Genomic DNA, 17720 nt, shown 5'->3' on the forward strand with positions numbered 1-17720 from the left:
TCTGAAAATTCCCACCCGATTCGGCCACCCGAATCGCTTTGCGTCGTTCATTCTACCACCTTAGCGCCAAATGATGGAGCTTTAGCCGTCAAATTCGACACCAAAAAGGCGGCGATACTCGCGCGAGGCATATCGGTCGGTCATTCCTGCAATATAATCACAAACTACGCGCGCAAGCCTTGCTTCGCTTGCCCCCTCATAGCGCCCACGCCATTCTGGCGGCAATGTTTCTGGCTCGTGGAAAAACAAGTCGAACAAAGATTTAATGATTCTCTTTGCCTGACTGCGCGCACGATTGACCTTGTAGTGACGATACATATTCTCGTGAAGAAACGCGCGCAAACCACTGAGATCTCGATCCATCTCTGGGGAAAATGCACTGTAAGCTTGCTTCGCACGGCGCACAGCATCCGCACTGGCGGGCTTACCCTCCGCAAGCCGTCGCTTGGTTTCCTGCAAGACATCGACAACCATTGCGCCAATTAGATCTGAAACAGCCTCAGCAATCAGGATATCACGGGGCGCATCGGGGAAACGCGCTTCGGCATCGCGCAATGCGGAACCAACAAGCGGCACTTCGCGCGCTGCCGCAAAATCAAAAAGCCCCGCTCGAAGCCCATCATCAACATCATGATTGTTATAAGCGATATCATCCGCCAGCGCCGAGACCTGCGCTTCTAGCGATGGATATGTCGCAAGCCAAAGATCATGCCCTTTGGCATATTCAACGATGGCCGCTGGTAATGGGTCATTCTTTTGCGCAAGCGGCCCGGTCAATGGCCCATTATGTTTGACGACGCCCTCTAATGTTTCCCAGGTAAGGTTCAGCCCATCAAATTCTGCGTGTCGGCGTTCTAGTTTCGTCAAAAGGCGTAATGTTTGAGCGTTGTGATCAAAACCGTCATATTTTGCCATGCATTCGACCAGAACATCTTCACCTGTATGGCCAAATGGTGGGTGACCAAGGTCATGCGCCAAGGCAAGACATTCCGCGAGGTCTTCATCAAGTTTGAGCGCGCGGGCGAGCGTTCGGGCGATCTGGGCAACCTCTAGAGAATGGGTCAGACGCGTTCGGTAATGATCACCCTCCTGAGAGACGAAAACCTGCGTTTTGTGCTTTAGCCGACGAAAAGCCACCGCATGAACAACCCGGTCGCGGTCGCGCTGGAACGGCGTGCGGAACGCGCTTTCCGGATCCGAGTGTAGCCTGCCACGGGTTTCCTCAGCGCGCGCCGCATAGGGCGCGAGTGGCGCTGGAAACGCCATAGGTTTTACGCCAAGAGTCGCTTTTTCTGACATATTTTCAGTCACTTGCGCCTGTATCCGCACTCTTTACTCTCAAATTATGTAGCCGCCCTATCGTCCTTCTCTGCCGATTCCATTAAGGATGTCGGCTTAAATATCGTTGATGTGCCAAGTTTTTCCCAATGCCATATCGAAAACTTGATCAAAAATTGAGGCTCTTGGGTGAACATAGCACATCACACCCCCTCGAATTTCCGGGACAACCTCCCTATGTTCGAGCCATATGAGTAAAACGAGCGAAGTTATGTCCGACGTCAATCCTGTTTCCGTTTCTGACCGCGCCGCAAAGCGCATCGCCGCTATCCTGTCAAAGGAGCCTGCGGGGTCGATGTTGCGGGTGGCCGTCGAGGGCGGCGGATGTTCCGGCTTTCAGTACAAATTCGATATCGTCTCCGACCGCGACGATGATGACCTTGCGCTCGATGCCGACGGTTTTGCGGTGCTGATCGATTCTGTTTCGGTCGAATATCTCAGCGGCTCCGTGATTGATTTCTCCGACGAGCTAATTGGTGCTGCATTCAAAATCGAGAACCCGAACGCAACGGCGTCATGTGGCTGCGGTACGAGCTTTTCTCTTTAATCAGTTGAGCTGATTTGTAGGGCACTAGGGGAATGAAGCTGCAGCGGATACGAATTTTAGTATCAATACCACTCGTCATTAAAGTGACGATCTTAGCAGCAATTTTAGTCAGTTTAGCCGGTTTCTTACTTTGGTCCGGAGATCTTTGCGTACCTTGGAATGCGAGTGACGCTTGCAGTGTGGACTGGCAAGCAACAGGAGGAATATTCTCAGCTATTGCCATCGGGATAACTGCTTACGTTGCTCACCAAGGCCTAAAGACATGGCGGGATCAGCACCATGCAAAACTAGCAATGGAAGCGTTAAGCGCGATTCATGAAGGCGTTGCCGACCTCCGTTCTGCTATAAGCTCTCAAGCGATCTCCGATTTTGCTACGCCCGCTCAATCAGACCTAGAAAATTCAGATCGTTATAGAGCTTACTTACTGAACCGTAGCTTCGAAAGTGCGCGTAGGTTCCGGGACAGCGCAATAAATTCTCGGAGATTATGGGCAAAGATTGAAACCTTAGGAAGTCAAATTAGAGCCAATGAAAAGACTACAGTCGGTGGCCCCAACCCTTGGGAAGAGCTTGTGTCGTTACGATATGAATTGCTGGACGATGCTTACCTTCTAAAGGCCTACGAGGAGCATATTCGGCGTGGAGAAACGACGGAATTTGGTTTATGCGGTAACAACCAACCCGAAACAGATTTAGAGCGTGCGAAAGAAATGTTCCCTCACGAAATTCGCGGACGATCAGGCCTATACATCGGAGAAACCGAAATTTCTAACGGTTCTTTTTCTGACCGACAAAGAGAGCTTCGCGAAAAAATTCAAGGTATAGTCACGATGGCACGCTACACGAGCTTTCAACTGACAGGAAAAGAGTGGACACCGGAAAATAAGTACGAGATCCCCGGCTGATTGCCTCCCGCCCTACTCTAGCACCGTTACAATATTAGAGCCTTCGCTCATCAATTCCCGGCCAGAGACAAAATAGTCTTTGCCGCGCCATTCCACCGCAAGTTTTTCACGCCAATTCGGGTCCATTTCGGAGTTGACGAAATAGCGGTGGAAAAACTTGTTTGACGACATCCGTTTGTCAAAAGCGGGTTCGTCAATTTTCTCGCCCGTATAAACGTCATAGACCGATGGTTCGTGGAACATAAAGCGCGATGATGCGGCCGCATATCGCTCTTCGCCCTGTAGGAAAATCGGCACGCACATCGAATAACAAGACCGCCGACCACGCACTCGCGTATCGACGATATGGGTGCGTTTCATCTTATTGATTTCGCGAATAACCAATTCGCCTTCACCCAGCGCGCCGCCCGGTGAATGAAGGTCAATTACGATCCGGTTTGTTTGACCCTTATACTCGCGAAATGCTTCAGCAAAACGGCGTGCCATGGGGACTTCGACATCATTACGCCAATAGAATACGGCCGTTTCCGGGTCATCAGGGTCAAGCTTGACCACCAATCGGCCCTGATCTTGGAACACAAGGTCTTCATTACGGGCCATCAGAATGGCCGTGATCGCGAATAAGACCAATGTCACAACCAAAGTCAGCCGATTTTTTTGTTTATGCGTCACTGCCAGTATCCGTCGTCTTTGATGTCCTTGGTATCATTATTCATGATATGGTTTACTTCTCGCCCCGAACAAGCCCGAATAGCGCACCTTTAGACCGGACAGGCCAACAACTGAACAAATCATGAGTATTGCTGAGACGATCAAATCTCGTATCTCTACCCGCGCGTTTCTTGATACGCCCGTGAACGAACATGAATTGCGTGAAATTCTTGATGTTGCTCGTTGGTCCCCATCTGGCGGAAATCTTCAGCCTTGGCGCGTGCATGTGGTTTCAGGTGATGCGCGGGCGCGACTTATTGAAACTGTAAAAAAAGCGATTGCTGAAAATCCGTTTGCGGACGAATCTGAAATTGCGATTTACCCGCCAAAACTCGGCGAGCCATGGCGCACAAGGCGATATGAACTCGGCGAGGCCATGTATCAAAAACTCGAAATTCCGCGCGAGGATAAGCCCGCGCGCATTGCCCATCTTTTGCGAAATTACGAATTCTTCGGCGCGCCGGTTGGGTTGTTCTTTTCGCTTGATCGCCAATTTGACAAAGGGCAATGGGCGCATTTAGGCATGTTTATGCAATCCATCGCGCTTGTCGCCGCTGAACGCGGCCTTTCTAGCTGTATGCAAGAGGCTTGGACCGCACGGGCAAAATCCGTTTCGGCTTTTTTGGGCCTCGCAGCCGAAGAACAGCTTTATTGCGGCATGGCTTTAGGGTATGGCGACACAACAGAAAAAGTAAATCAACTGCGCTCGTCGCGAGTTACCGTCGATGAATTCGCGACCTTTATGACAGAATAGATTTTTATGACCGTTCAACTAACAGTTTGCGAAAATGTGAACGCCTCTACCCGGATTGTTTTTGATGCTGCCGTCAGCATTGATGCGCGCACACTTATTCAAAAAACCGGCTTCCTTCCCGGCGTCCATAACGTTGAAGGGCATGATGCCCCATGGTCAACGGTTGGCGAAATCCGGCAGTACACTTTAACGGACAAATCATCCGTACGCGAAGAACTAACCAATATATCGCCTAGCAAAAACTTTACTTATCGTCTGACAAAATTCACTGGTGCATTCGCGCCCTTGATTAGCGGCGCTCGCGCTGATTGGCACTTCACTCAACTCGGTCAAGAAAAAACCAAAATCGAGTGGACCTATGCCTTCACGCCCACAAGCGCCATCGCAGAACCCATTGTGTGGTTTATTGTCAAATTATTTTGGCCCCGTTACCTCAAAAATGCGCTGGAACGCGTCAAAGAAAGAGCCGAGAGCCCATCGTGAAAATTGCGACCTTTAACGTCAATTCCATCAATGCCCGCCTACCCCGCATTTTGGAATGGTTCGACAATACCACACCGGATGTTGCGGTATTGCAGGAAATAAAATGTATCGACGAAAAATTTCCAGCGCTCGAATTTGAAGATCGTGGCTACAATGTCGTGGTTCACGGTCAAAAAACTTATAATGGTGTGGCGCTTCTATCCAAGCATCCCATTGACGATGTGATGCGCGGTCTGCCCGGCGACGATAGTGACGAGCAAGCCCGCTATATCGAAGCATTGATAATGCCCGATCATGCCGAACCAGTGCGCGTGGGCGGCCTTTATCTGCCTAATGGCAATCCAGTGCCCGGTCCGAAATATGATTATAAGCTCGGATGGATGGCCCGCCTTCAGCGCCATGCTGAAACATTACTCAGTCACGAAGAGGCGTTTGTTCTCGCGGGCGATTACAACGCCATTCCGCAGGCGGAAGACACCCATGATCCCGCGGCGTGGGAAGGTGATGCGCTTTACCGGCCCGAAACTCGCGCGGCGTTCCGGGAGTTGCTTAACCTAGGTCTCACCGATGGATTGCGTCAGGCTAATCCGAGCGGCGTTTGTTATACCTTTTGGGATTATCAGCGCGGCTCATGGGAAAAAGACAACGGCATCCGTATTGACCATTTGCTTATGTCGCCCCAAGCCGCTGACCGCTTTAAGGATGCTGGCATAGACCGTTCAGAACGCGGAAAAGAGAAGCCCTCTGACCACGTGCCTGTATGGATTGAGTTAATCTAGAAAACCCGTTATCATTTGTGTTTCGGCGGTTTTTGACCGTATGGGGCGCAATTATTCGAAAAATAATCTGCATATTGATTTTATTGTGGGCATTACCCGCATCCGCTCAGGATCGCCTAGACTTTCTTCAAAGTATCAAGCCACAAGGTTATCACCTCCTCCAATCAGAAACGCTCGGTCGGCCTTTTCACATCTATGTTGACCTGCCTCGCGCTTATGATTGGGGTAACGATAAATACCCAGTGATTTATCTGCTTGATGGCGGCACAATGTATCCGCTTCTATCATCATACTTCCTGCTCATGACGATTGACGAACCGATGCCAGAGGCAATCATTGTCGGCATTTCTTATGGTGCCACTTCTGCCGCAGACGGAAACTTTCGGAGCACGGATTACACAGCCGAGGCTAAAGGGCGCGATCATTGGGGCGGTGCGCCCGCGTACCTCAATTTTCTAGAAAATGAATTACTACCACTTATCGAAACGACCTATCGCACGGACACGAAGCATCGCGTTTTATTTGGGCAATCATTAGGCGGGCAGTTCGCGATCTATGCAGCGATGACGCGACCTGAATTATTTTGGGGGTATATCGCCAGCAATCCTGCCCTACATCGCAATGTAGATTTTTTCCTCGACCTTGAGCCTGCAAGGCCTGCGAATAAGACTCATCTTTTTATCGCTCAAGGTTCGCGTGACAATGAACGATTTCTTTCTCCCCGTGCGGCGTGGGTCACAAAATGGACCAATCAAACCCCGCCCTGGATTATGGCTGTGGAAACACTCGAAGATGAATATCATGCCTCGGCTGCCCCCCTTGCTTTTCGGGCCGGTATGCGGTGGTTGTTCTCGAATGATTCCGAGGTCCGAGAGTAAACATCTAAAATGAAATGGTCTGCAGAACAGGATAACGCGCTGGTCGCGGTTGAGCGCTGGCGTAACGCTGGCGATACACAGCTTTTCCGGCTGTTTGGCTATGCTGGTGCCGGCAAAACCACCATGGCGCGGCATATCGCCGAAAACGCCGGTGGCGAAGTCGCCTTCGCGGCATTTACCGGCAAGGCTGCCCATGTGATGCGCCAAAAAGGGTGCATCGGCGCAACAACAATCCACTCCCTCATCTATCGCCCAGCAAGCGACGAAGGCGAAGAAGGTGAACCCGCCTTTACGATCCGCCGTGATGCGCCAGCTTCAACCGCCGATCTAATCATCATTGATGAATGTTCGATGGTCGACGAAGAATTGGGCCGCGACCTTCTTTCGTTTGGCAAGCCGGTTCTCGTACTCGGCGACCCGGCGCAGCTCCCGCCCGTTAAAGGAGGCGGTTACTTCACCGAGAGCGATCCGGATTTCATGCTGACTGAGATCCACCGGCAAGCCGCTGACAATCCGATCATCAGGTTATCTATGGCAATCCGCGAAGGCACTGAATTCGACGAACAATCTGAACTTTGTCAGATCGTCTCACGGCATGACATTTCAACCGATGCGATCATGGAAGCTGACCAAATCTTGGTCGGGGCCAATCGCACGCGTAAACGCTACAATGACCGCTTGCGCGAGCTACATGGCTATAGCGAAGATTCACCCGAAGGCGGCGAAAAACTCGTTTGCCTGCGGAATAATAAGAAAAAGGGTCTGCTTAATGGCGGGCTATGGTCCGTCGACCGCCGAATGAGTCCGCGTGGCGGGCGTGTTCGCTTTTCTGTCCGCCCCGAAGAAGGCGGCAAAGCGGTCACGGTTACCGTGCCCCGCGCGTTCTTCACCGACGGCCCAGAAAGCGTACCGTGGACCCAACGAAAAGGCGCAGACGAGTTTGACTATGGATACGCCCTTACGGTCCACAAAGCCCAAGGCTCTCAATGGGATAATGTGGTTTTGTTCGACGAGGGGTATATGTTCCGCGAACATCGCGCTCGCTGGCTTTATACGGGTGTGACCAGGGCCGCTGAACGCCTGACACTCGTTCGCTGAGCCCTTGCGGGCGAAACAAACCTTGTTAGACTCACTTCTTTTGCAATGAAGGGAGCGGCTCATGGATATTCAGCAGTCGGTAAAAACGGTTCTAAACAGTTACGCAAAATTCGAGGGCCGTTCGGGCCGATCCGAATATTGGTGGTGGGTACTGGCCTATATCATCGCCGCGGTTATCTGTAGCGTCATTGGATCGATGTTGGGGATGGGCCAACTCGTGGTCAATCTTTTGGCTCTTGCTTTACTCGTTCCCAATATTGCGGTTGGTGTCAGGCGTTTTCACGACATCGGAAAATCTGGCTGGTGGCTGCTGATTGGCTTGATCCCTCTGGTGGGCTGGATCGCAGTCATCTATTTCGCCGCCCAACCATCCGTCGGTCCGAATGAATATGGCGAAGGCCCACAAGGCCCTGTCGCACCTAGCGGACCAGACAATATCGCAAATTAATTCGAGAGCGGAAGCGAGGTTTTCGCTTCCGCGGCTTCATTCCCCCCTCACCGCGTCGACAGAAAATGCTCCATCGAGCTTTCCGTCGACGCGCTTGAGAAGAACATCCATTAAATCAAATATCAGATCGAATTCCTTAAGGATTTTCTCAACTCGCTCAGGTCCGGCGAGTGGCTTGAACATTGATCCCATGTTCAATTTGTCACCCGTTTTCATGGCTATATATAACTTCCCACCGGTGAAGGCCGCGCATAAAGCGGCACCATCAAATAAGCGGTCTAATTCTTCAAAGCGTTCTAAAACCAGCGGGTCCAGTAACTCCCGCGCCTCCACTTGGTCGGTTGACCATGCTTCAAAGATTTTTTCAAATTTCGGCGACGTGATCCCGATTTGTTGAAATTCTTTTCCCGGTTTTCCGAAGCGATTAAAAATACCGGTATCGCGTTTGATCACTGTCTCGCCGAGAAAGCGTTTGCTATAATCAATAATCAATAGCTGTCCGTGGAAAACCGTCTTTGTACTGCTATTTTTGCCATTGGAAGATTTGTATTTTAGATGCGCCTCACAAAAAACAAAACTAGCCCCATCACGCTCGCCGATAACTTCATCTTCCCAACTTTCGCGATTATAATTAGGCAATAGTTTGAGTCGGTCATAGACTTCACAATAAACAGGTCGGCCCATCTTTTGGCGATATTCAAAACCCATCTGGCCACAAATCCGCGCCAGCAGGCCATTTGTAATGTCGGCGCTCGTGCGAGAAAGCCGCCACCCTATCGCAACAAAGCCAAAAATCACGATCAAGAATGTGATAACGAAGTTGTCTTCGCCAAAAGGCAGATTCAAAAAAGCCGCCATCGCCACCACAGCAACCCCAATCGCGATTAGGCCTGCGTGCATGACGGCTTGCTGTCGAGCGTCTTCTTTTTCCTTTAGAAATGGCAGAATATTGGTCTCGTAGAACACCGGAAACCCGGCGAACTCCCCGCGTGATGATGGCAAGGAAATTTTCATCTTATCTCTCTCGACGTCGTTCTAAACAAAGACACTGGCAATATACTAGTGAAGTGTTAACTAACCTTACCGGTTTTTTTCATATACACGCCAATAATCTACTATTTTGGCCTGTCTTGTATGCCTAAGTTACAGGCAATTACACCGCCTATTAACTAACATTTCCGATGCTCCTCGTCTGTTTTTGGAGCAAACTTACCGATGAAGAGGTTTTTGCGGCACGTTGGACACGCGCTGAGCGCTGCAGATCCGCATGCGCCAGATGTCGTTATTGACCGCCAGTTGCGCGAGCTAAAACAGCAATTCCCACGCGAATTGATCGGCGTCTCTATATGTTCCGCACTCGTCTATCTCCGGTTCTTCGATGCTGCTCCTGTTTTTGTCCTTGCTAGCCTCGGCACACTTCTAGCGATCGCAATGATTGGGCTCCCGCATTGGGCCTTCCTAGATATCGATAAAAAAACACCAACCCAAAAACGACGTTCACTGAACTCGATCTTCCCAATAATATACTGTATTTGTATACAGAACATTGTCAGCACTTTGTACCTTGCACCGTTTGCCACCGAAAAAGATTTCATTCTCCTGGCGATATTGGCGCTCATTGTGGGTGTTGGAACCGCAATGGCGATTGCATCGCTGCGGGAAAAGTCAAGCATCCCGATGATATTGTGCGTTGTTCCGCTGGCGGCTCGTTTACTTCTTTCCAACGACGGTACTTTGACGACAATTGCGGTCACAATGATCACCGCGACCATCGTTGTGCATTACTATAACACTCGAAGCGGCAATGCGCTGCGTGAATTATCACTTCACCAACAACGCAGTCAGGATAGCGCCGAACGTGCAAAAAGGCGTTTCCGCGATTTCATCGCTTCGGCTTCGGATTGGGCGTGGGAGATGAATCACGAGCGAAAACTCGTTTACCTCTCGCCCAACTTTGAAACCCTCACCGGTATTCCTATAGAATACGTCATGAACAAACCTGCGCTTTTTATTGGAAATGCCGGCGAAAATTCGGCACGCAACGCAGACGAAGCAATTTCACATATCTTCGATAATAGGCTGCCTCTGACGGACTTTCTATACGACGTAAAAACCCGCACGGGTGACATAATAACTGTATCGGCGAATGCGCTACCACAATTTAACCGTGCTGGTGAATTCACCGGCTATATCGGATGGTCAAAAAATGTGACGCGTCAAGTCGAAGCAGAACGACTTCTGCGCGAAAGTGAACAGCGCTACCGAGACTTCTCTGAAAGCGCTGGCGACTGGACATGGGAATGCGACGCCGCCCTGAACTATACATTCATTTCAAAACGCGCTGATCAGCTAATCGGCCTTAGCCACGATGGAATTCTTGGGACCTATATTGCTAACCCCAACCGGCATAAATTCACCGAGAGTTGGAATGCATTTGAAGACGCGTTGCTAAATAGGCAGCCCTTTAGCAGAACGATTTCAAAGGTCGAGATTCCCGGCGAAAAGCCATATTGGTTAGAACGTAGTGGCGTTCCAATTTTCGACGAAAATGGTTCCTTTACTGGCTATCGCGGCGTCGCACGAAATGTGACCGAACGGATGGAGGCACGAGAGGCCGCGCAAGAAGCCGTTGCAAAGCTTGAAGAAATTAACGCCCATCTCGAAGATACAATCCGACAACGGACTGCTGATATAAAACAAAAATCTGTTCTATTGCGTGAAATTTTAGAATCGATGGCCCAGGGCCTTGTTGTACTCAACGATGATTTCAAAATCATCGAGCGCAATGAAAAGGCTTGGCAACTCGCGGGTATGCCCTCGTCACATTGGGCCAAAGGAACGAATGTCCGTGACCTTCTCAATGTCGGTATTAGCCAGTCTTTATATGAATATGAAACCGTCGATCAGTATTTCGAAAGTTGTTACGAGGCGCTAGATCACGGCGATGAGTTCCGCGCAACCCGCAGGCAGGGGAACGGAATTATCATCGAAGAAACCACACGACGGCGACCCGAAGGTGGGTTCGTTGTTACCTATCGCGATATTACTGAGGCGCAACAACGCGAAGACGAACTTCGGGCGCTTTCTGAAGAACTGAGTGCTTCAAAAGACGCCGCAGAATCCGCTAATCGAGCAAAATCAGAGTTTTTGGCTAATATGAGTCATGAAATTCGCACCCCAATGAATGGGGTGATCGGTATGGCATCGCTGCTTTTAAAATCACAGCTTGATCCGAAACAAACTGACATGGCAAAAGTGATTGTTAGTTCGGGTGACGCGCTTCTCAAGATCATCAATGATATTCTTGATTTCTCACGGCTCGAGGCTGGAAAGCTACGGCTTGTGCGAGAGCCTTTTGATCTGCGCGAATGCGTCGAAGATGTTGCCACATTACTGTCGTTACCGGTTGAAGAGAAGAACCTTGAGCTAATGGTTCGGTTTCACCCAGATATTGACGGCACTTACATAGGTGATCCTGGCCGCATTCGACAGGTTGTCACTAACCTCTTGGGCAATGCGGTGAAGTTTACGGATGCTGGCCATATCGTTGTCGAAGTTAGCGGCAACAAACGCGGCGAGATATGTGATCTTACCCTTTCAGTTTCCGACACAGGCTGCGGTATTCCCCAAGACAAGCTGAACGCAATCTTCGAGGAATTTGAACAGGTCGATGGCTCCTCGGCGCGAAAACATAACGGTGCCGGGCTCGGCCTTGCGATTAGCAAACGCATGATCGAAGCCATGGGCGGCAACATAACCGCCGATAGCACACTGGGCAAAGGTTCCGTTTTCAGTATTCGTCTGCCGCTTGCGATTGATGAAAATTCCGTCTTTACCAAACCCGACAATACGTATTCGTTCGAAAAAATGCGCGCGCTTGTTGTTGATGACAATGCGCTTAATCGGACCATTCTAAAAGAACAACTGGCTTCCTGGGGCCTTGCGTGCGATCTCGCGGAAAATGCTGATGAAGCCATTCCCAAATTGCGTGCCGCAAGCCTGAACAAAACGCCCTATTCGCTTGCCATTCTCGACTTTCAAATGCCGGGTGCGGACGGCGTTGAACTCGCGCGAATGATCAAAAAAGAAGAAGCCATCGCAACGACACCCCTTATTCTTCTCACCTCTGCGGGCCGTAAAGGTGATCCGACAGGACTGGCTGGTGATTTATTCTCCGCCTATCTCGTAAAACCAGCGCGAGCATCAATGTTGTTAGATTCTCTTCTCACGGCTGTAAATGACGGTGCCGTTGCGAATCTAAGATCAAAAACTGCATCGCTCGTCGAGAACCACGAGAAAAAATGTCCGTTTACCGATGATGGTTCGCCGTTAAAGGTTTTGGTAGCGGAAGACAACATCGTAAACCAGATGGTCATCAAAGCCATGCTCGAAGAATTGAAATGCGATGTGGCACTGGCCTCAAATGGGCAGATTGTCGTTGAAAAGTTTAGCCAAAGCGCACCCGATCTTGTGCTTATGGACATGTCGATGCCTGAAATGGACGGCACAGAAGCCACGGGCGAAATACTGAAAATCCAGACCGCCAATGGCCAGCATGTACCCATCATTGGCGTCACTGCCCACGCATTGCGCGAAGACCGTCAACACTGTCTTGATGCAGGTATGAATGACTATCTACCCAAGCCAGTAAAGCGCGAAGCTTTACGCGACGTTGTCATGAAATGGACGATCGGCAAAAACCAAGCGTCTCAATCAGCCTAGGTTACGCATCAACTAAATCTGGATGCGCAGCATTTTCGCCAATCTGTCGCTGCCAAAGCGATGCATAAACCCCGCTCTTTTCCAACAATTCACTATGGGTACCGCGCTCGACAATTTTTCCTTTGTCGAGAACGATAATGATATCAGCCCCCGCAATCGTCGATAGTCGGTGCGCAACCGCAACCGTGGTTCGTCCACGTGCGGCCTCTTTGAGGGCCGTTTGAACTTCAAGTTCGGTCGTTGAATCGAGTGATGATGTTGCTTCATCAAGAATAAGAATTGGCGGATTAAGCAAAATTGCCCGCGCAACTCCAACACGTTGTTTCTCTCCGCCCGACAGTTTCAGACCGCGCTCACCCACTGGCGTATCGAGACCGAGCGGAAGACTATCAATAAAATTGCCGAGTTGTGCCCGTCGCGCTGCTTCCATGATCTCTTCATCTGTTGCGTCGAGCCGCGCATAGCCAAGATTAAAGCGCAGAGTGTCATTAAAGAGCACAACCTCTTGTGGGACGAGGCCAAGATTAGCACGCAATGATTCTTGCGTGACGTTGGCAATGTCTTGGCCATCAATGGAGACCTTACCCGAGGCAGGATCATAGAACCGGAATAGTAACTTGAGGATTGTCGATTTTCCCGCACCCGACGGACCGACAACACCGATCATTGCACCGACCGGTGCTGTAAAACTTATGTCGTCAATGCCACTCTCTCGCCCCTCATGAGCAAAGCTGACATGCTCAAACGCAATCGCCCCGCCCTTGGCATGAAATGGAACTGCATCGGGAGCATCAATGATGTTTGGCTTTCGATCCATCAGCCCGAAAAGCTTCTCAATATCGATGGTGCCCTGTTTGATTTCACGCCACGCCCAGCCCAAAATATTGAGCGGGCGATAAATATTTCCAAGCATAAGGATAATCGCAGTGACATCACCGGCTTTCATATCGCCATTGATCGCACCGTATCCGGCCATGATCGCAACAGCCATTAGACCACCCGTCATGATAAATTCCTGTCCTGCATTCAGTACAGAAAGCGATTGCATCACCTTTACGTAATGGCGGTTATATTCCTTGGTCGCGTCATCATAACGCCCTGCTTCGCGGTTTTCTGCGGCAAAGGCTTTGACCGTTTCAAAATTTGAGAGTGTGTCTAGCGCGATACCGCGCAGATGAGTATCGGCATGGTTCATTACCCGCCGTTGTTTATTTCGCCATTCCGTAATGAGGATCGTATAGAGCGCATAAACGCCAACGGTGATGATCGCCGCCATTGAGAACTGTAGCCCATAAAGAACGGCCAATACGACCGCCGCGAAAGCAAGCTCAACCAGCGTCGGACCTATATTGAACGCCAAAAACCGAAACAAATATTCAAGCGCACCCGCGCCACGTTCGATCACGCGGTTCAGCGCACCTGATCGCCGCGTCACATGGAACTGAAGGTCGAGATTTTGTGCATGTCGAAATGCCTCAACAGCGGCGACCCGTGATGCGTCTTGGGTGACAGCCGAGAAAAACCCGTCGCGCACCGCCGGCAGGGCATTTGACGCAAATCGTGCGGCAGCAAATAAAACAAAGAACATCACGAATGATGTGCCCGCCGCCGCGCCGTCGCCATCGATGAGTTTGTTGACGCCTTCCCCCATAAACACCGGCGCTATGACGGACAAACCCTTGGCCAACACCGTAACGACAAATGCGAGACCAATTCGAAATCGCCATTTTTTAAGTTCCGGATGCAGCAACATTCGGAACATACGCGTTATCGACCTACCGAAAGGCGCGGGCTCACTATTAAACTCTTGTTCATTTTCTGGCGGCATGAGCGGCTAAATGGGGTCAAAATGAACCAAATACCAGCCCCAGCGTCGGAATTATGTCCCACAATCAGGGTACGCTAATCAAATCTAAAGGAGCCCGTTAATAATAATGGGGGTTGAACAAGCTACCATTGCGTGTGCATGAACCCTTTATGCCGCGTATGCGTTAGGCATTTTGATGGCGAAGAAAGACAAGAACCGGATAGCGAATCGGCTTGCAGCGATTTCAAGCGCTGCGCCGACGATATCTGATGTCCGTATTCCGCCCCCAAAGCGCCGGGGCCCGCCACAACGAGAACCACGCGAACCGGTATTCAGGCCCGGAAAACTATTCCTTTCGCGCACCCACCATATTCGTTGTGTAATCCGAAATGTCAGCCCAAGCGGCGCATATCTTCATGTGGAGGGTGATCATCCCCTACCACCAATAGTGGTTTTACGGTTTCAACAAACGGGTGTGACGAAAAAAGCCCGTGTCGTATGGCAGAACGAAACCGAAGTGGGCCTTCAGTTCATAAAAGACATGACGCCCGATCAGGAGAGCGCAACAGAGCCAACCGGGGACGAAGGCTAAAGCGACCCTTTGATCAGCTTCATCACACCGGAAAAATCAAGATCGCCTTTACCCGCCGCTTCCATCAGCGCATAAAGCGCTTCTGACTGTGCGCCCAATGGCGTCGAAGCTTTGGCTTGGTGCGCTGCCTCTTGTGCTAGGCGCATATCCTTTAACATCATCGCAGCAGCAAATCCCGGCTGATAGTCTTTGTTCGACGGTGCATTCGGCACAGGCCCCGGCGCAGGGCAGTAGCTCGTCATCGACCATGACTGACCCGAAGCCGTAGACGAAATGTCGAAAAATGTCTGGGCATCAAGCCCAAGTTTTTCCGCGAGATTAAAAGCCTCGCATGTTGCGATCATCGAAATACCCAAAAGCATATTATTGCAGATCTTCGCGACCTGACCGTTGCCAGCCTCGCCCGCATGGAAAATGTTTTTGCCCATTTTCTCAAGGACAGGTTTAGCGCGCTCAAACCCATCGCCCTCGCCGCCGACCATAAAGGTCAGCGTACCCGCCGTTGCAGCCGCCACACCACCGGAGACCGGCGCATCGACCATGACAAAACCTTTATCGGTCGCAGCGCTAATGACTGCGCGTGCGTTATCGACATCAATCGTTGACGAATCAATCAAAAGCGCGCCTTTTTTTGCATTCGCAAGCACGCCATAATTATCAAGATAAACCGAACGGACATGCGCGCCCGCCGGCAACATAGAGACAACAACATCAGCGTCTTTGACCACATCGGCGACGCTTTCGCCCCGGGCACAACCCGCCTCAACCGCTCGATCAAGCGCCGCGATAGAAAGGTCGGTTGCCGTTACATCGAACCCAGCCTTTGCCAAATTGGCCGCCATCGGCCCGCCCATATTCCCTAGACCAATAAATCCAATTTTTGTCATTGCTGTTTCCTCTAGCCCAATTATTTTAAGCCGCCCATTTTTCGGACAAATTTCCATTCAGCATCAGTCACCGGTTGAACTGACAGCCGAGAATTCCGTACAAGAACCATACCGGAGAGTTTTTCTTCGGCTTTTATATCTGCGAGTTTCACAGGGTTTGGTACGTCTTCAACCGCGACCACATCGACCACCAGCCAGCGCTCGTCATCGGTTGTAGGGTCTTGATAAGCTTCCTTGGTAATCTTGACGACACCCACCACCCGCTTTTCACCACCAGTGTGATAGAAAAATGCGAAGTCACCTTTTTTCATTTCACGGATAAAATTACGCGCTTGTGCGTTGCGAACACCGGTCCACGGCTCACCTTTTTTGCCTTTGGCGATCTGCTCGTCCCAGCTCCAGTCATCCGGTTCAGTTTTTATAAGCCAGTAAGCCATCACCCGCTCTCCGTTTTCCGTTACGGCAATATCAATTCCGCGTCGCCAAGTTCGTTGAAATAATAGGCGATATCTTCGTCGGTGATCGCATCGAGCGATTCAGGGTCCCATTTCGGGTTACGATCTTTATCAAGGATCTGCGCGCGCACGCCCTCGAAAAAATCGTTGCCTTCCATAATCCGGCGAACAACGCGGAACTCCATTTTCATCACTTCATCAAAATCAAACGCACCGCCGCGTTTCATCTGTTCAAAAGTAATCCGCATGGATGTAGGTGACATACGCGACAGCGTTTTCAATGTGTCGGCGGCAAACGCGCTATTGTCGTCGCTCAGCGCTTTCATAAGCCCATCGAGGGTATCATGGTCACTGAAAAGCCGTTTGATATCGGCGCGAAGATCATTGATCGGCGCGTGTCCGGGATCACCGGCGAAACGATCAAGAATAGCCTCTATATCGGCATGGGCATGATCACCAAGTTTCGCGGCCATCAACGCCTTCTCTAGGTCCGCATATTGATCATCGGAGGTATAATGGGTCGCGATGCCGGCGGCCATACAATCAGCAGCCTTTGCGCGCGCGCCAGTCAACGCATAATAAAGGCCGACACCATCATGCAAGCGCGGCATGAAGTGCCCACCGCCCACATCAGGGAACAAACCAATGCCAGTTTCAGGCATGGCAAATAACGTCGCATCGCCCGCCACGCGAAAATCGCCGTGCACGGATATTCCGACGCCGCCACCCATATTAATTCCATCAATAAGCGCGACATAGGGTTTGGGGTAATGGTATATCAGCGAATTATTGCGGTACTCTTCGCGGAAAAATTCTGACGCGTGGGCCGGATCATTTTTTGCAGTTTCATGTAGCCAGCGAATATCGCCGCCGGCGCAAAATGCGCGGTCGCCCGCGCCACGTACCAATATCGCCTTGATCGATTTATCGCTCGCCCATTTCATGAGCTGCGCGCGCATGGCTTTTGCCATATCCCAATCAAGGGCATTGAGCGCCTTTTCATTTTGAAGTGTAATAACACCCCAATCGCCAATTTGTGTGAACTCGATTTTATCCGTCATTGGTTTTCTTCTTTCCGATCAGATAGACAAAAGAAAAGGCGATCAATAGCGCACCGAAATAAAGAAACCCAGTCGATTGCGGAATGTCGCCCGAGGCAATCCGCTGGAGCGTTTCCATCATAATCGACGTCGCTGCGCCAACGCTTTGCGTTGTTTCAAGATCCATAGCGATTTGAACAAACGCAGCGATATAAGAATAGGCGACCGAACCGCAGCCAGCGAGAAAGATAAGAATGGCGATTAAAATACGCATGG

At 50.6% G+C, this 17720-nt stretch carries 18 protein-coding genes; 10 read left to right on the top strand and 8 right to left on the bottom strand.

What is annotated here, in order from left to right; genetic code table 11:
* Nucleotides 1–81: 81 nt before the first annotated feature.
* The gene (locus tag ABFZ84_RS13700; RefSeq protein WP_369314817.1) at nt 82–1266 is read right to left on the bottom strand and encodes a deoxyguanosinetriphosphate triphosphohydrolase; all 1185 of its coding nucleotides are present in this window, start codon (nt 1264–1266) and stop codon (nt 82–84) included.
* Nucleotides 1267–1528: 262 nt separating this feature from the next.
* On the opposite strand from ABFZ84_RS13700, the gene erpA reads away from it, so the two are divergent.
* Complete coding sequence (gene erpA, locus ABFZ84_RS13705) at nt 1529–1885, top strand: iron-sulfur cluster insertion protein ErpA (protein ID WP_369314646.1); 357 nt, start codon at nt 1529–1531, stop codon at nt 1883–1885.
* 32 nt (nt 1886–1917) lie between these two features.
* Nucleotides 1918–2790 (top strand): hypothetical protein, encoded by an 873-nt coding sequence (locus ABFZ84_RS13710; RefSeq protein WP_369314647.1) that lies wholly within the window; start codon nt 1918–1920, stop codon nt 2788–2790.
* A 12-nt stretch (nt 2791–2802) separates the two neighbouring features.
* Here ABFZ84_RS13710 and ABFZ84_RS13715 read toward each other — a convergent pair whose 3' ends face one another.
* Entirely contained in the window at nt 2803–3462 is a 660-nt protein-coding gene (locus ABFZ84_RS13715; protein ID WP_369314648.1) for a hypothetical protein, read from the bottom strand.
* Between the two features lie 121 nt (nt 3463–3583).
* On the opposite strand from ABFZ84_RS13715, the gene ABFZ84_RS13720 reads away from it, so the two are divergent.
* The 6 genes from ABFZ84_RS13720 to ABFZ84_RS13745 all read left to right on the top strand — a co-directional run bounded on the left by ABFZ84_RS13720 (nt 3584) and on the right by ABFZ84_RS13745 (nt 7941).
* Entirely contained in the window at nt 3584–4255 is a 672-nt protein-coding gene (locus tag ABFZ84_RS13720) for a nitroreductase (protein WP_369314649.1), read from the top strand.
* Between the two features lie 6 nt (nt 4256–4261).
* Nucleotides 4262–4738: an SRPBCC family protein gene (locus tag ABFZ84_RS13725; protein ID WP_369314650.1), complete on the top strand. Its 477-nt coding sequence runs from the start codon at nt 4262–4264 to the stop codon at nt 4736–4738.
* Nucleotides 4735–5517 carry an exodeoxyribonuclease III gene (xth, locus tag ABFZ84_RS13730; RefSeq protein ID WP_369314651.1) on the top strand — a complete coding sequence of 261 codons (783 nt, stop codon included), beginning with the start codon at nt 4735–4737 and terminating at the stop codon, nt 5515–5517. The genes ABFZ84_RS13725 and xth overlap by 4 nt, the downstream gene beginning before the upstream one ends.
* A 32-nt stretch (nt 5518–5549) precedes the next feature.
* On the top strand, nt 5550–6395 hold the full coding sequence (locus ABFZ84_RS13735) for an alpha/beta hydrolase (RefSeq protein ID WP_369314652.1): 846 nt from the start codon (nt 5550–5552) through the stop codon (nt 6393–6395).
* Between the two features lie 9 nt (nt 6396–6404).
* Nucleotides 6405–7493 (top strand): ATP-dependent DNA helicase, encoded by a 1089-nt coding sequence (locus ABFZ84_RS13740; RefSeq protein WP_369314653.1) that lies wholly within the window; start codon nt 6405–6407, stop codon nt 7491–7493.
* 61 nt (nt 7494–7554) lie between these two features.
* A complete protein-coding gene (locus ABFZ84_RS13745) occupies nt 7555–7941 on the top strand; it encodes a DUF805 domain-containing protein (protein ID WP_369314654.1) in 387 nt (128 codons plus the stop codon).
* A gap of 36 nt (nt 7942–7977) precedes the next feature.
* Here ABFZ84_RS13745 and ABFZ84_RS13750 read toward each other — a convergent pair whose 3' ends face one another.
* Nucleotides 7978–8955, bottom strand: a complete 978-nt coding sequence (locus ABFZ84_RS13750) for a DUF3137 domain-containing protein (protein WP_369314655.1) — start codon at nt 8953–8955, stop codon at nt 7978–7980.
* 201 nt (nt 8956–9156) lie between these two features.
* On the opposite strand from ABFZ84_RS13750, the gene ABFZ84_RS13755 reads away from it, so the two are divergent.
* Nucleotides 9157–12663, top strand: coding sequence for a response regulator (locus ABFZ84_RS13755; protein WP_369314656.1), 3507 nt, complete (start codon nt 9157–9159; stop codon nt 12661–12663).
* A gap of 1 nt (nt 12664) precedes the next feature.
* Here ABFZ84_RS13755 and ABFZ84_RS13760 read toward each other — a convergent pair whose 3' ends face one another.
* A complete protein-coding gene (locus tag ABFZ84_RS13760; protein WP_369314657.1) occupies nt 12665–14416 on the bottom strand; it encodes an ABCB family ABC transporter ATP-binding protein/permease in 1752 nt (583 codons plus the stop codon).
* Nucleotides 14417–14666: 250 nt separating this feature from the next.
* Here ABFZ84_RS13760 and ABFZ84_RS13765 point away from each other — a divergent pair, with 250 nt between their 5' ends.
* Nucleotides 14667–15062 (top strand): PilZ domain-containing protein, encoded by a 396-nt coding sequence (locus ABFZ84_RS13765; RefSeq protein ID WP_369314658.1) that lies wholly within the window; start codon nt 14667–14669, stop codon nt 15060–15062.
* Here ABFZ84_RS13765 and mmsB read toward each other — a convergent pair.
* The 4 genes from mmsB to ABFZ84_RS13785 are packed head-to-tail and all read right to left on the bottom strand — an operon-like array spanning nt 15059 to nt 17718.
* The gene (gene mmsB / locus ABFZ84_RS13770) at nt 15059–15949 is read right to left on the bottom strand and encodes a 3-hydroxyisobutyrate dehydrogenase (protein ID WP_369314659.1); all 891 of its coding nucleotides are present in this window, start codon (nt 15947–15949) and stop codon (nt 15059–15061) included. The genes ABFZ84_RS13765 and mmsB overlap by 4 nt on opposite strands.
* A gap of 20 nt (nt 15950–15969) precedes the next feature.
* Nucleotides 15970–16386, bottom strand: a complete 417-nt coding sequence (locus tag ABFZ84_RS13775; protein ID WP_369314660.1) for an EVE domain-containing protein — start codon at nt 16384–16386, stop codon at nt 15970–15972.
* A 20-nt stretch (nt 16387–16406) separates the two neighbouring features.
* Nucleotides 16407–17465 (bottom strand): enoyl-CoA hydratase/isomerase family protein, encoded by a 1059-nt coding sequence (locus ABFZ84_RS13780; RefSeq protein WP_369314661.1) that lies wholly within the window; start codon nt 17463–17465, stop codon nt 16407–16409.
* Nucleotides 17455–17718, bottom strand: a complete 264-nt coding sequence (locus ABFZ84_RS13785) for a hypothetical protein (protein WP_369314662.1) — start codon at nt 17716–17718, stop codon at nt 17455–17457. The genes ABFZ84_RS13780 and ABFZ84_RS13785 overlap by 11 nt, the downstream gene beginning before the upstream one ends.
* Between the last annotated feature and the right edge of the window lie 2 nt (nt 17719–17720).

This window comes from Hyphococcus lacteus (assembly GCF_041058985.1).
Taxonomy (GTDB): domain Bacteria; phylum Pseudomonadota; class Alphaproteobacteria; order Caulobacterales; family Parvularculaceae; genus Hyphococcus; species Hyphococcus lacteus.

What these genes read in the sequence shown, in the direction of transcription:
- ABFZ84_RS13710 (WP_369314647.1), top strand. Translation starts at nt 1,918, where the DNA reads ATGAAGCTGCAGCGGATACGAATTTTAGTATCAATACCACTCGTCATT.
- ABFZ84_RS13765 (WP_369314658.1), top strand. Translation starts at nt 14,667, where the DNA reads ATGGCGAAGAAAGACAAGAACCGGATAGCGAATCGGCTTGCAGCGATT.
- ABFZ84_RS13720 (WP_369314649.1), top strand. Translation starts at nt 3,584, where the DNA reads ATGAGTATTGCTGAGACGATCAAATCTCGTATCTCTACCCGCGCGTTT.
- ABFZ84_RS13745 (WP_369314654.1), top strand. Translation starts at nt 7,555, where the DNA reads ATGGATATTCAGCAGTCGGTAAAAACGGTTCTAAACAGTTACGCAAAA.
- mmsB (WP_369314659.1), bottom strand. Translation starts at nt 15,949, where the DNA reads ATGACAAAAATTGGATTTATTGGTCTAGGGAATATGGGCGGGCCGATG.
- ABFZ84_RS13750 (WP_369314655.1), bottom strand. Translation starts at nt 8,955, where the DNA reads ATGAAAATTTCCTTGCCATCATCACGCGGGGAGTTCGCCGGGTTTCCG.
- ABFZ84_RS13725 (WP_369314650.1), top strand. Translation starts at nt 4,262, where the DNA reads ATGACCGTTCAACTAACAGTTTGCGAAAATGTGAACGCCTCTACCCGG.
- ABFZ84_RS13700 (WP_369314817.1), bottom strand. Translation starts at nt 1,266, where the DNA reads ATGGCGTTTCCAGCGCCACTCGCGCCCTATGCGGCGCGCGCTGAGGAA.
- ABFZ84_RS13755 (WP_369314656.1), top strand. Translation starts at nt 9,157, where the DNA reads ATGAAGAGGTTTTTGCGGCACGTTGGACACGCGCTGAGCGCTGCAGAT.
- ABFZ84_RS13740 (WP_369314653.1), top strand. Translation starts at nt 6,405, where the DNA reads ATGAAATGGTCTGCAGAACAGGATAACGCGCTGGTCGCGGTTGAGCGC.
- ABFZ84_RS13760 (WP_369314657.1), bottom strand. Translation starts at nt 14,416, where the DNA reads ATGTTGCTGCATCCGGAACTTAAAAAATGGCGATTTCGAATTGGTCTC.
- ABFZ84_RS13785 (WP_369314662.1), bottom strand. Translation starts at nt 17,718, where the DNA reads ATGCGTATTTTAATCGCCATTCTTATCTTTCTCGCTGGCTGCGGTTCG.
- ABFZ84_RS13775 (WP_369314660.1), bottom strand. Translation starts at nt 16,386, where the DNA reads ATGGCTTACTGGCTTATAAAAACTGAACCGGATGACTGGAGCTGGGAC.
- erpA (WP_369314646.1), top strand. Translation starts at nt 1,529, where the DNA reads ATGAGTAAAACGAGCGAAGTTATGTCCGACGTCAATCCTGTTTCCGTT.
- ABFZ84_RS13780 (WP_369314661.1), bottom strand. Translation starts at nt 17,465, where the DNA reads ATGACGGATAAAATCGAGTTCACACAAATTGGCGATTGGGGTGTTATT.